This window comes from Mogibacterium timidum ATCC 33093 (genome assembly GCF_000525775.1).
GTDB lineage: Bacteria > Bacillota > Clostridia > Peptostreptococcales > Anaerovoracaceae > Mogibacterium > Mogibacterium timidum.
Genome location: NZ_JALU01000002.1, coordinates 33,688 through 47,528, shown reverse-complemented (window position 1 = coordinate 47,528; position 13,841 = coordinate 33,688). Strand labels below are relative to the sequence as shown.

At 44.8% G+C, this 13,841-nt stretch carries 11 protein-coding genes; 10 read left to right on the top strand and 1 reads right to left on the bottom strand.

Annotated elements, in window-relative coordinates; all coding sequences use genetic code 11:
• The first annotated feature begins 2 nt into the window (after positions 1–2).
• The 8 genes from rsxC (at position 3) to HMPREF0581_RS00330 (ending at position 9,075) form a co-directional block, all read left to right on the top strand.
• Complete coding sequence (gene rsxC / locus HMPREF0581_RS00365) at positions 3–1,322, top strand: electron transport complex subunit RsxC (RefSeq protein WP_009643745.1); 1,320 nt, start codon at positions 3–5, stop codon at positions 1,320–1,322.
• Positions 1,315–2,283, top strand: a complete 969-nt coding sequence (locus HMPREF0581_RS00360) for an RnfABCDGE type electron transport complex subunit D (protein WP_009643736.1) — start codon at positions 1,315–1,317, stop codon at positions 2,281–2,283. The genes rsxC and HMPREF0581_RS00360 overlap by 8 nt, the downstream gene beginning before the upstream one ends.
• A complete protein-coding gene (locus tag HMPREF0581_RS00355; protein ID WP_009643771.1) occupies positions 2,283–2,864 on the top strand; it encodes an FMN-binding protein in 582 nt (193 codons plus the stop codon). The genes HMPREF0581_RS00360 and HMPREF0581_RS00355 overlap by 1 nt, the downstream gene beginning before the upstream one ends.
• On the top strand, positions 2,865–3,569 hold the full coding sequence (gene rsxE / locus HMPREF0581_RS00350; RefSeq protein ID WP_009643760.1) for an electron transport complex subunit RsxE: 705 nt from the start codon (positions 2,865–2,867) through the stop codon (positions 3,567–3,569). It begins immediately after the preceding gene.
• Positions 3,569–4,150 (top strand): electron transport complex protein RnfA, encoded by a 582-nt coding sequence (locus HMPREF0581_RS00345; protein WP_009643731.1) that lies wholly within the window; start codon positions 3,569–3,571, stop codon positions 4,148–4,150. The genes rsxE and HMPREF0581_RS00345 overlap by 1 nt, the downstream gene beginning before the upstream one ends.
• A 12-nt stretch (positions 4,151–4,162) precedes the next feature.
• A complete protein-coding gene (locus tag HMPREF0581_RS00340; RefSeq protein WP_009643774.1) occupies positions 4,163–5,053 on the top strand; it encodes an RnfABCDGE type electron transport complex subunit B in 891 nt (296 codons plus the stop codon).
• 399 nt (positions 5,054–5,452) lie between these two features.
• A complete protein-coding gene (locus HMPREF0581_RS00335; protein ID WP_156791951.1) occupies positions 5,453–7,225 on the top strand; it encodes an autotransporter outer membrane beta-barrel domain-containing protein in 1,773 nt (590 codons plus the stop codon).
• A gap of 467 nt (positions 7,226–7,692) precedes the next feature.
• Positions 7,693–9,075, top strand: coding sequence for an alanine/glycine:cation symporter family protein (locus tag HMPREF0581_RS00330; RefSeq protein WP_009643779.1), 1,383 nt, complete (start codon positions 7,693–7,695; stop codon positions 9,073–9,075).
• Between the two features lie 130 nt (positions 9,076–9,205).
• Here HMPREF0581_RS00330 and HMPREF0581_RS00325 read toward each other — a convergent pair whose 3' ends face one another.
• Positions 9,206–9,904, bottom strand: coding sequence for a helix-turn-helix domain-containing protein (locus HMPREF0581_RS00325; protein WP_009643768.1), 699 nt, complete (start codon positions 9,902–9,904; stop codon positions 9,206–9,208).
• A gap of 351 nt (positions 9,905–10,255) precedes the next feature.
• Between HMPREF0581_RS00325 and HMPREF0581_RS00320 the strand changes: the two genes are divergently transcribed.
• Together HMPREF0581_RS00320 and HMPREF0581_RS00315 are read left to right on the top strand one after the other, a co-directional pair.
• Entirely contained in the window at positions 10,256–11,548 is a 1,293-nt protein-coding gene (locus tag HMPREF0581_RS00320) for an MFS transporter (RefSeq protein ID WP_009643752.1), read from the top strand.
• 108 nt (positions 11,549–11,656) lie between these two features.
• A complete protein-coding gene (locus HMPREF0581_RS00315) occupies positions 11,657–13,699 on the top strand; it encodes a CocE/NonD family hydrolase (RefSeq protein ID WP_009643765.1) in 2,043 nt (680 codons plus the stop codon).
• Positions 13,700–13,841 lie beyond the last annotated feature (142 nt).

The following is a 13,841-nucleotide window of genomic DNA, read 5'->3' as shown; positions in this document are numbered from 1 at the left end:
GGATGAGCCAAGGTAAACATCTACCAAGCATTTTGGTTAAGCATCACAAGAATACTGCAGGTCGTGAGACCGAAGTGATGCCGATTCCGGATGTGGTTGAAATCTGCATGTCGCAGAGCATTGGTGCTCCTTGTCAGCCTCTCGTTGCTAAGGGTGACTATGTCAAGGTCGGTCAGAAGATCGGTGACACAGAAGCTTTCGTTAGCGCACCGGTTCATTCCAGCGTTTCCGGAACGGTTACCGATATTACGTCAGTACGTTCTTCTATGGGCGGAATGGAGACACATATTGTAATTGAGACTGATAAGAAGCAGGATGTCAGCGAAGAGGTGCAGATTCCTCGCGTTGAAAATCATGCGGATTTTGTCAAGGCAGTACGAGCTAGTGGTATGGTTGGATTAGGAGGTGCTTCGTTCCCTACGAGCATCAAGATGGATCCAAAGAATCTAGACGAGTGTAAGTATTTAGTTATTAACGGTGCTGAATGCGAGCCATTCATCACAGGCGATAACAGAGTGATGGTAGAGGATGGACAGGATGTCCTCGACGGTATGCTTCTAACGATGAAGTATCTCAACCTCGAGAATGGAATTCTCGGCATCGAGGAGAATAAGCCTGATGCCATCGACAATATGAACAGACTGATTCAGCAGAACGGTATCAATAACATTGAGGTATGCAAGCTGCAGTCGAGATATCCTAAGGGTGCCGAGCGTGTGCTTGTATATGAGACAACCGGTCAGGTTATGAATGCCGGTGTGCTCCCGGCACAGCTGGGAGTAATCCTTTGTAATGTATCTACAATCGCTATCCTAGGACAGTACTTCAGAACGGGCATGCCGCTTGTGCAGAGGAGAATTACTGTAGATGGAGATGCTGTTGCGGAGCCTAAGAACGTATTCGTTCCAATCGGAACTCGCATCGCTGATGTTGTCGAGTTCTGCGGCGGATATAAGCAGGAGCCTAAGAAAATCGTAATGGGCGGACCTATGATGGGGCGTGCAACTCATTCGGATGAGACTCCAACTGTTAAGAATACAGGTTCTCTTCTATGCTTCGGCAAGGAATCGGCTACAGTTAAGACCGAGACAGGATGTATCAACTGTGGACGTTGCCACCACGCATGTCCATTCAAGCTCGTTCCTATGCTATACGCAGATTTCTACGAGAGAGATGACGCAGAGTCACTTGATAAGTTCAGGGTTATGCAGTGCATGGAGTGCGGAAGCTGCTCATATGTATGTCCTGCGAGAAGACCCTTGAGCTTTACCAATAAGCTCGCGAAAGGCTTGGTAAAGGAGGCAGCGAAGAAGAATGGATAATAAGAAATTTCATAACAATCTGATAGTATCGACATCTCCGCATATCGTTACGGACGAAGATACTACCAAATTAATGGGAACTGTTCTGCTTGCACTGCTTCCGGCGCTAGTTGCCAGCGTATACATCTTCGGGGCCAGAGTTCTGCTACTCTCCGTATCATGTGTGGTTGCCAGCGTGGCATTCGAGTGGATTTACAATTTGCTAGCCAAGAAGCCACAGACAATTAGCGACCTCAGTGCCGCAGTAACAGGTCTGTTAATCGCGTTTAACGTTCCATCCAGCTTCCCTGTATGGATGGCAATCATCGGATGCTTTGTAGCTATCGTTGTTATTAAGCAGCTGTACGGAGGTATCGGCAGGAATTTTGTAAACCCGGCTATCACAGCCAGAATCTTCCTGTTTATCTCGTTCGCAGCGCAGATGACATCTTGGCCGTTACCGAGGATGGCAGCACAGACTGATGCCGTAACAGGGCCTACACCTCTAGCTCTCGTTGCCGGTGGGACCGGCAAGGCTGATCTTCCGTCCAACATGGACATGTTCCTCGGCTTCACGGGCGGATCCCTCGGAGAAGTAAGTGCTCTGGCACTTCTGGTCGGAGGACTGTTCCTTATCTGGAGAAAGGTTATTTCACCGGCTATTCCATGTGCATTCATCGGAACTGTATTTGTAATCGCTCTTGCATACTACAAGGGGGATTTCAACATGGCTATATTCCATGTGTGTGCAGGTGGTGTGATGCTGGGTGCATTCTTCATGGCTACAGACTATGTGACATCGCCTAAGCTAACTAAAGGTCAGATCCTATTCGGTATCGGATGCGGAGTTATCACCATGGCTATTCGTCTATGGGGCAACTACCCGGAAGGTGTTTCCTTCTCCATCCTGCTGATGAACATCTGCACGCCACTTATCAACAGATGGACGTATAAGGGCTATGTAAAAGGAGGTGCGAAATAATGAAGAAGAACAATAGTGCATTTTCAAATTTCGTTTCGCCTATCCTCGTGCTCGTACTGATTTGTTTCGTAGTTACATTTGCACTTGCTATGGCGTACGGTGTTACGAAGCCAATCATCGATAAGAACAACCTCAAGGAGTCGAACAAGGCGAAGTCCGAGCTTATTCCTGAGGCTCACGGCGAATTCGAGAATTACGACGGAAAGCTCGTTGTAGTCCAGAAGAACAAAATATATGCAACAGAGGCTTCAAAGGCTGTAAACGGCTCAGGCGTAGTTGTTACAGTAAGCTCGAACAGCTATGGAGGAGCTCTCACAGCTATGGTCGGCATCGACAATAAGGGTAAGATTACCAAGGTGCTTGTTATGAGTGCTCAGGATACACCGGGAATCGGTACAAAGGCTCAGGACCCTAAGCACCTCGAACAGTATAAAGGGCTTAACGATCTCGGAAGTGAGACGATCAAGGATGCGAAGTCAAAGGTTAAGCACATCACGGGTGCTTCGATTTCCTCGCAGGCTATTCATGAGGCCGTATTCTGCGGACTCAAGCAGTACAAAGCTATGGGAGGGGCTAAATAAATGAGCAAAAAGAGTAAGCTATCCATTATCACAAATGGTATCATCAAGGAAAATCCGGTATTGGTTCTGCTGATTGGTACCTGCCCTACACTAGCTACATCTTCGTCCGCTTCAAACGGTCTCGGAATGGGACTCTCAACTACAGCGGTACTTATTGCAGCTAACATAGTAATTTCATTACTACGTAAGGTTATTCCGGATAAGGTTAGGATCCCATGCTACATCGTAGTAATCGCCGGATTCGTAACAGTAGTACAGTTCCTGCTGGAGGCGTATGTCCCTGCGCTATACAAGTCGCTCGGACTCTTTATCCCTCTAATCGTAGTAAACTGCATCATCCTGGGAAGAGCGGAGGCATTTGCAAACAAGAATACGGTTGTTGATTCTGCTCTCGACGGCATCGGTATGGGTCTCGGATTTACACTCACACTTACAGTAATGGGTACAATCAGAGAGCTTCTCGGAGCCGGAACATGGTTCGGAATGACAGTATTCGGTTCATGGTTCACCCCAATCGGATTCTTCAACCTCGCACCTGGCGGATTCTTCGTATTTGGACTGCTCATCGCGGTGCTCAACGTAATCACCAAGGGTAAGGCACTTAAGAAAAAGACATTCAGCTGCGGCACATGCCCAATGTACAACTCCTGCAACCTGGCAGAGGCTAAGGAGATTGCAGCAGAGGAGAAAGGAGCTGAGGCATAATGGTAAATCTAGTCATCATATTTATGTCGATCGTTCTTGTAAATAACTTCCTTCTCTCGCAGTTCCTCGGAGTCTGCTCATTTCTCGGAGTTTCAAACAAGATGGAATCGGCAGTTGGTATGAGCGGTGCGGTAGTATTCGTAATGGTAATTGCGGAAATTGCTACATGGCCAATCCAGCAGCTACTCAACAAACTCGATATTGCGTATCTGCAGACCGTGGTATTCATTCTTGTAATCGCGGCTCTAGTACAGTTCGTAGAGATGTTCATGAAGAAGTTTATGCCGGCACTTCAGAAGTCTCTCGGTATATATCTCCCTCTGATCACAACGAACTGCGCTATTCTCGGTGCGACAATCAACGCTATCAATTATAACTACACATACATTCAGGCTATCGTATACACCTTCGGAGCAGGAGTCGGCTTCGGACTTGCGATGGTGCTGTTTGCAGGTGTTCGTGAAGAGAAGCTCTGGAACGACGAAGGAGTTCCCGTTGCATTTAAGGGAGTGCCTATGGTGCTCGTAAGTGCAACAATACTCTCGTTATCCTTCATGGGATTCTCAGGATTATTCCAGTAAGGAGGGGTACAGATGAATGCAGTTATGACAGCAGTAGTACTTGTAGTTTGCGCAGGCTTCATTGCTTCTCTCTTGCTCGTAATCGCTTCTCACGTTTTCTACGTTCCCGTAGACGAGAGAGTCGCCGAGGTGAGAGAAATCCTTCCCGGAGCTAACTGCGGCGGCTGCGGATTCGCCGGATGCGATGACTATGCAAATGCAGTAGTCAACGACGAGTCGACAAGCTGCAGTGCTTGTACGGTTGGCGGAGCAGCTTGTGCGGAGCAGATTGCTGCAATCCTGGGACGCTCGGCAGGCGGTGCTGACAAGCAGATTGCTCAGGTAATGTGTAACGGGACATGCGATGCTTCCAAGAAAATCCTCGAGTGGCAGGGAATGCGGTCTTGCGCCGGTGCCAAGACCTTCTTTAACGGCAACTCGGCCTGCTCGCATGGATGTATAGGCCTTGGCGACTGCGTTAACGTATGCGATTTCGATTCTATCGGAATTATCGACGGCGTAGCTAAGGTTAACAGGGACACCTGTGTGGCTTGCGGAAAATGTGCTCACACTTGCCCTCAGTCCATTATCAAGATGGTTCCTTTCAAAAAGGAAGTTCACGTTCTATGTCAGAATACCGAGAAGGGTGGGGTTACTCGCAAGCAGTGTTCAAACGGTTGTATCGGATGTATGAAGTGTGTTAAGACCTGTAAATTCGATGCTATCCACGTGGAGAATAATCTGGCATCTATCGATTATGATAAGTGCAAGAACTGTGGCATGTGCATGTCTGTTTGTCCAACAGGCGCAATCAACAGCTACAATGAGAGACATGCCAAAATGGCAATCAACGCTAAGAAAAAAGCCGCAGCTGAGAAGGCTGCTAAGGCAGCAGAGGCAAAGGCTGCAGCTACCAATGCTTAGCCGCATAGATTAACGAAGCGCAGTTTATGATGATGCTGACGGGTTAATTACAACCGACTTGAGATTTATAGGTAAAACATGTCGATGAAAACCGCTGTGGTCATTGGAATTCCGATGGCTACAGCGGTTATATCTTTTTGAAGGATTTGAAAACAGTTCCCAACCGGATGATAGGGGACTGAGAGTTATAAGCCGAAATGTGTTGATAAAAGCTTCTGTAACCATTGAAAACTCAATACAGGTCTTATTGTATCTGTGCAAAGCACCTCTGTCTGCAAGTCATTAATTATCCACGTTGTGACCTTTTTAGATTTATATTCCCGTCAATATAATCACAATTCATCTCCAATTTAGTATTGCATAATACAGGCAAGCGATACAGGAAAGGATGTGGGCGAGATGAGTAAATTAACGGTAAAAAGCAAGCTGGCGGCAGTGCTCATAGCAGTGATGGTAGTTGTATCCGCCGTGAGTGGATGGACATCGCTGTGTGGACGGGCTTCAGCAGCTGATAACTCAGTTAAACTCACGTATGTGAGTCCGTCAAAGATATACAGTGATTCAAATAAGTCTAAGGACAAGGCGAAGAAATCATCTAAATCTGACAAAACTGCTAAATCAAAGAGCAAGCAATCTTCAAAGCCTGGGAATGAGTCGTCGGGAGATGCACAGGGCGAGCCTCCATCAGATGGACATGGGGGTTCCGACGGACAGCCTCCGTCAGGCAAAAAACAACCGCCGGATGGTCAGAACGGAGCTTTTGGACAGGGCGGTGGAGCGAACACACAGAGCTACGACTACAGCGGTACAAATAAGGGTGAGCTGACTGCGAACAAGAAGAGTGTTACAGCGAACAATAAGACTGTAAATTCAGCCACGGCAGATGTGAACGCGCTCCTGGCAAAGAGTGGCGGTACATTAACTGTAAAGAATTCTAAAGTTACAAAGTCCGGTGATGATACAAATGGGGATAACGTAAATTTCTATGGAATCAACTCATCTGCACTGGCTGTTGGGAAGGGTTCAAAGTTATTCATATCCAAGACCTCAATCACATCAACCAGCGAAGGCAGCAACGGAATATTCTCAACCGATAATGGGAAGGTATATGCAAATGACGTCAAAATTACGACAAAAAATGGCGGTAATTCACGAGGCCTCGATGCAACCTATGGCGGTGAAATCTATGCCAATAAGATGAATATCAGTACGGAAGGAAACCATAGTGCAGCTACAGCTACAGATCGCGGCGGCGGGTATATTTCCATCACAAACAGTAAGCTTAAGACAGCAGGCTCAGGATCACCTATTGTTTATTCAACAGGCGATATCGAGCTCGATGCGGTAAAAGGGACAGCTACAGGAAGTCAGATTGCCGGTATAGAAGGGAAGAATCGAATTTTAGTATATAATTCTTCGCTTACAAGCACGAATGATGCAATTTCCGGAAGTGATCCTATAAAAAACGGAGTCATCATCTACCAGTCGACATCGGGAGATGCGGAAACGGTGAGTTCGCAGCTGGGGGATTTTGAGGCGGTGAATTCAACACTTAAATCTACTATCTCCGGCGGGGCGATGTTCTATGTGACAAATACAAACGCAAAGGTAGTACTTAAGAAAACAAAGCTTGACTTCGACAGTGCAAATGTTGACCTGATCAATGCCGGCGGAAACAATTCCAATAACTGGGGAAGCCGGGGTAATAACGGAGGAAAGCTCACCTTTACGGGAGTTAGCCAGGTGTTAAAGGGTAATATTACGGTAGATACTATCAGCAGTGTGAATCTGTATCTTACAAAGAACACAACATGGACCGGATCTGCAAAGATCGAGACTAACTCGTCAGGAAGCTCGTCCGGAGCACCACTGACTGTCAATGTCGATAAAACGTCGAAATGGGTTGTAACGAAGAATACTTCAGTAACAAACCTGAATGCTGAAAAGGGAGCAAAGATTGTAGATTCAAACGGTAAAACTGTTACAATCAAGGTGAATGGAAAGACAAAGGTCAAGGGAAATAGTGACGTGGCGGTTACGGTAACAGGGAAATATTCCAATACTGTAAAGACAAGCTCGCAATCCTCGTTGAGTACGAGAGTTCTCTCGAGGGAAACCTTTGATAAGAAGTATAATGTAAAAACTACATTCGGAACTAACAAGTTGTCTTAAAGCTGCTCGATTATAATTATAGATGATATTTAGATATGTGTTAAACAAGGTTAAATAAAACCGAAGGCGAAGAATGGGATCCGAACTACGGCCGCACATATGTGTTAAACAAGGTTAAATAAAACTGTAAATGTAAGGTTAAATAAAACTGTGAAAGTAAGAGGGCACCATTATGGATGCTCTCTTTGCTTGAGTACGGGGATGATCGTTTATTCAGGCTCATTAAAAAAGTGTTGGATTTTCCACACATACTTACTTGTATTGCATCACAAAATTAGACATATAAATTATCGAAAATTACAATAAAATAAAAAATAATTTATGATGTTGACACAAATATTTCTCTTTGCTAATATTAACCCGTGATGTGAAACACCTTGAGGCTGCAATGTTACTGCAGTTGAGAGCTCAGCGGCACATCATGAGGGCTTGACAGGATCAAGCAAGAATTAGCAAGGAGAGAACAGATGCTTCCGATTGTACAGACCATTAATGCTTATCTATCCGACTACGTGTTGGTGTTCATGCTGCTCGGCGTCGGACTGTGGTATACCTTTAGGATGAGGTTTATCCAGATCAGATATTTTAAGGAGGGCTTCAAGAGAACCTTTGGCGGCTTGTCGCTCAAGGGTCGTAAGCACGAAAGCGGCATGAGTTCATTTCAGGCTCTGGCTACAGCGATTGCAGCACAGGTGGGAACGGGCAATATCGTAGGTGCGTCCGGCGCGATTTTGACGGGCGGACCCGGGGCTATATTCTGGATGTGGGTTATCGCCTTCTTCGGTATGGCTACCATCTATGCCGAGGCGACACTTGCTGTCGAGACCAGACAGATATCTAAGTCGGGGCATGTGCTCGGAGGACCTGTATATTATATAAGAACGGCTTTCAAGGGCGGATGCGGCAGGTTTCTGGCCGGATTTTTCGCAGTAGCTATTACTCTTGCCCTCGGATTCTTCGGATGTATGGTGCAGTCCAACTCCATCGGAGCTACATTTAGCACAGCCTTCGGAGTGCCCGGATGGGCGGTTGGAATCGTGCTGGTTACTCTGTGCGGATTTATATTTATCGGCGGAACCAAGAGACTGGCTTCCGTAACTGAGAAGGTCGTGCCTATCATGGCTGCCATCTTTATTCTCGGCGGACTGATCCTGCTGATTATGCGTATCAAGTACATCCCGGCGACATTCGGCATGATATTCAAGTATGCGTTCCGTCCACAGGCTATTATCGGCGGTGGATTCGGTATAGCGCTCAAGACGGCTATCTCGCAGGGTGCTAAGAGGGGACTTTTCTCCAACGAGGCCGGTATGGGTTCTACTCCACACGCGCACGCACAGGCAAATGTGAAGGATCCTCATGAGCAGGGGACCGTCGCGATGATCGGAGTATTTATCGATACATTCGTAATTCTTACGCTCAACGCGCTGGTGGTAATTTCGACGCTCTATACGCCGGACGGGCCGCTCAGCGCAGGTGTTATTCCGTATGGAATTGACAAGACCAATCTCGCGCAGACCGCATTCGCGGCGGCATTTGGCGGCAAGTCCGGACCTGTGTTTGTAGCGGTGTGTCTGTTCTTCTTTGCCTTCTCTACCATTCTCGGTTGGAACATGTTCGGCAAGATCAATATGATCTATATGTTTGGAGAAAAGTCGGTCAAGGTGTATACGGTTATCGCGCTGGTGTTCATATTCCTCGGAACCTGTGCTTCCAATGATCTTGTGTGGGAGCTCTCGGACATGTTCAATCAGCTGATGGTAATTCCTAACGTAATCGCGCTCTTTGCACTAACCGGCATGGTAATGCATATCGAGAAGAGACATAAAGGGAATAGGGACAAGAAATAGAAATAGAAATGAGCGAGGGGTGCAGTTCGGCAATAAACTGTATTTAAGCCTTAATGTAGTTTTACTCTATTTGCCTGTTCTTTTGCAACAAATACGTCTTAAAATGCATAAAATACAAATGTCGAGACTTTTAAACAATAAAAAAGTTGGTACGCTTGATTTCCTTTATCTCTTCTGCTGAAATCTTTAATTGCGGGAGCAGTGCTTTTTTGTCAGCTTCACTTAACGGTTTTGAAGCTGCGATGATTTTAGTGGCAACGTTCTGATAAAAGTATGACAGCGTTGTCATCAAGCCGAAGCGATAATTCTGTGCCCTCGTAAATGAAGGAATCCGTATTGTCATTTTGTCAAACGGAGGGAGTGAGTTGGTGTATACGAATACACTTCCGGTATCACTATAGTTCATAGTTCCTAAATAGATGAATGTCGAATTATCGATATTCTTGGTGCTCTCGATGTCATAATACAGTATGGATTTTGTTCTGGATGCACTTCTATTATCAATCAGCGCAGACCTGATTCGATTGTGTTCGCCGTTGTACCAGTAAATGTAGAGGATATCTTCAAAAAATTTTTCATATCGGACAATATCTGCATTCTCCGGATGTGTCGACGTGCAGGGCAGGAATATATCTATATCCACATCGAATATACGGCAAATATCTATGAGGATATCTATTCCTATTGATACTTCTCCATGTTCGTATTTAGAAACTGTAGGAACGCTCTTGTTTATTAACTGCGCCAACTCGATTAAGGTCATCCCGCGACTTTTGCGGAATGAACGAATCTTTAAACCGATTTCTGTGTACAATTGTTTATTATCCATTACAGGCCTCCGCCGGTGATTCTTTCTGAAATCCCCTCTGTTTATATTTTAAGTTCTTTCTTTCTAAAAATCACCTATATTCGATTAAATGTGTCGCATTATGAAAAAAATTGATTATTTTTGCATATTTTAACAGGACTTATATCCGGGAAAAATCAATAGTAAGCATATATTTTATTGCTGTGAAAATATTAGCAATAGAAGTTTCTTTATGTGAAATTCTATCAGTTTGCCGTGTTTAACTCTGTTAATTAGAATGGTAATCAAAGGGGGAGTCTTTTCGAAGGATCAGAGTGTTTAGAATTTGATGCGCACTGGCCACCTGTCGCAGAATAAAAGTTAGCAGTTTTTATGAGAAATTTGAGAGGTGTTGTCATGACAGACATTCAAGGATCAAAATTAAAAAAGAATATTTGGCGTCTTATATTGATTACTTTATGCGGGTCGCTCATTTACGGACTCCCGTATTTCAGATCATACGTTTATGATGCATACCTTGAAGCATATGGTTTAACTAATACACAAATGGGCACATTCGGTTCGATATTTGGTGTTATGGGAGCTTGCTCTTACTTGTTCGGAGGAGTTGTAGCCGATATGATAAAGCCTCGAAAGCTTATGTCTGTATCACTTATCCTCACAGGTTTGGGAGGCTTGCTGCATCTATTTCACCCAAGCTATAATATGTTGATATTCATATACCTACTTTGGGGGTTCACTTCACTTTTTGCATTTTGGCCGGCTCTGCTCAAGAGCCTTCGTGCTATGGCGAACCCTAGCGAGCAGAGCAAGGCGTATGGGTTTATGGACGGGGGAAGAGGTATTGTTAATGCAATTCATTTCTCGCTTATAGTTGTAATTTTTGCAAAGGTTACAAAAGCAGCAGGCAAAATGGCCGGTATCAACGGAATAATTATATTTTATTCATCAATAATAATTATACTTGGAATACTTGTATTTATATTTATGAAAGACTCCGATTTTTCAAAGGAATCTCAGGTAGATGAAGCAGGAAAATTCAGTATAAAGGATATAGGCAAGGTTGTTAGGCTTCCGGCCGTATGGATGCTGGCTATAATTATGTGCTGCTCGTACACTATGAATATGTTATTTTACTATTTTACTCCATATGCTACTGCGACTATGGGCATGACTGCGGCAGCAGGAGGGATGGTTGTGGTCATGGCTCAGTATGTAAGACCGATTGCAAGCTTTTCAGGAGGAATTGCGGCAGATAAAATTGGAAGAGCCAACTTTATGTATATTACATTTGGACTTATGTTCCTGATGACAGTGATTCTGATCCTGGCAAAGAAGCTGCAACCTACAGCCTTTATCATAATTTGCGCAGTGATTTACTTTGGCATGTATGCTGCATACAGTATGGTTTATTCGATGCTTGAAGAAAGTGGGGTTGACGCAGCTGTAGGAGGGACAGCTATTGGTCTGATCTGTACAATAGGGTACCTTCCGGAGGTCTTCTGCCCTCTTATGGCAGGTTCTCTTCTCGACCGATATGGTAACGCAGGATATACAAAAATATTCATTTTCCTCTCCATAATGATGCTTATTGGTGCTGCAATGCTTACCATTTATAAGAGGTACATTAAGAAAAATAACAACATGAACAGCGTGCGGAAATAGTAGTTCAGAATCGCTGCACAGTGTGAAGTGATGGCAATAAATCGATTGTAACAGCTTACTTGTCGGATTTATGCAAAATAACTGATTTGTTAGTAAGGAGGAGATATCGTGTCAAAAGCAGTATTCAATTCAAAAACTCCACTTAGAATGGAAGACTTTCCATATCAGTGGGATGTAATCGAAAATGTTTGGATTCCTATGGCGGATGGTTGCAAATGCTCTGCCAGAATCTGGCGTCCCAGGACTGATGTTCCGTTACCGACAGTCTTTGAAACGCAACCTTATCGCAAGAGAGACGGTATGCGCGGACGAGATGAACCTATGTACGGATACTTTGCAGGGCATGGTTATAATGTCGTTCGTGTTGATATGCGAGGAGCGGGAGAATCCGATCAGTGCTTTTATGATGAGTATTTGAAACAGGAACAGGATGACGCAATTGACGCAATCAATTGGATTGCTGAGCAAGATTGGTCTGACGGCAATGTCGGTATGATGGGAAAGTCTTGGAGTGGATTTAATAGTCTGCAGGTAGCTGCAAGGCGGCCTAAACCTCTTAAGGCAATAATCTGTGTGGGCTATGTTGACGACAGGTATACTCAGGATATTCACTATAAAGGAGGTTGTCTCCTCAACGACAATTTTTGGTGGGGTAATATTATGCTTGCGTATATGTGCCGTGCGATCGACAAAGAGATTAAGCCGGATACATGGTATGAAGAATCAATAAAACGACTTGAAGAAATGCCGCTGTGGCCGGAGAATTGGCTTAATCACCAGACTCGTGACGAATATTGGAAGCACGGTTCTGTTAGCGTGAATTATGACGATATTAACATTCCTGTATTTGCAATAGATGGATGGGCAGATTCATATACCAACAGTGTACCTACTCTTATGCAGGGGCTAAACGTACCAAGAAAAGCCTGGATTGGTCCATGGGCACATGTTTTTGCGCATGATGGGGCTCCTAAGCCTGCTGTAGACTTCCTCGGGGAGGCAACGAAATGGTGGGACAAATGGCTTCGCGGAATAGATAATGATTGTCTTGAGGGACCTCAAAGTACGGTGTGGCTGGAAGATAGCATGCTGCCGGAAACTGTGCATGTTGTGAGCGATGGCCGGTGGGTTGGTGTAGATGACTGGTCGCAAATTAACGACAAGGTTATGTACATGACGTATGGTCATCTTGGAGAAACGGAAAATATCAATGCTGAGGTAGTGGAGCTTTGCACCTTACCAAACCATGGGTTGCTTGCAAACGAATGGATGGGTGCAGGTGTTCCGGGAGAGAGCCCGGCAGATATGCGAGTAGATGATGGCATGTCCATGACCTTTGATTCTGATGTGTTAAAGGAAGACTTGGAAATTGTGGGGTATCCGACATTTACGGTTGAGTTTACGTGCGATAAGCCTAATGCCTTCCTGTATGCTCAGCTGTCAGATATTCATCCAAACGGTGCTTCAACGCGTGTGTCCTATGGATTGATGAATCTTACACATCTCGAAGGGCATGAGAAGGTTGTGTATCTGAAAAAAGGAGAAAAATATAGAGCTACAGTAAAATTAGATGTGTGCGGACATCGATTCCCTCAAGGTCACAGAATAAGAGTTTCAATTGCAAATTCGTTCTGGCCTATGATTTGGCCATCACCGGAGTTAGCGACTCTGAAGCTGGATTTGTCCACTGCAAGGTTTACATTACCTGTTTTCAGTGGTGATGATACGGAAGGTCCGAGTGAGGAGGTATACAGTGCCCCACTTACCCCTATGACTACGCTTTCTGAAGGAATCGTGGAAAGAAAGATTGAGTACGATCTTGTAAATGATTCATGGATATCCATTACAAATGGAGTTGGCGGAGTGTTTGGTGAAGGGGTATATCGTTTTGATGATATAGGTACTGTTGTAGAACATAACCTCAAAAGAGAGCTTACATTGTCAAACAAAGATCCGCTGTCTGCTAAATATAGGATCATCCAGAAGATGAGGAACGGTCGTGATGGCTGGCTTACGGACTGCGATATTGATGTGACGCAAACATCGGATAAGGAATACTTCTATATTACCGGTTTCATGGATGCATCAATAAATGGTGAGCACGTCTTTCACAGAGAGTACAATTCTAAGATTCCAAGGAACGGAATATAATAAATTCGCATAGGCATAACGTATAACGCGATTAAATTAATATTATTTGTTTCAAAAGCCCGGATTAACGCAAATAAGCCCTGTTTTCCGGGCGGCTTCTTTATCTAACAGCTTTTATGACAACGGCTTGTGCTGACAATGC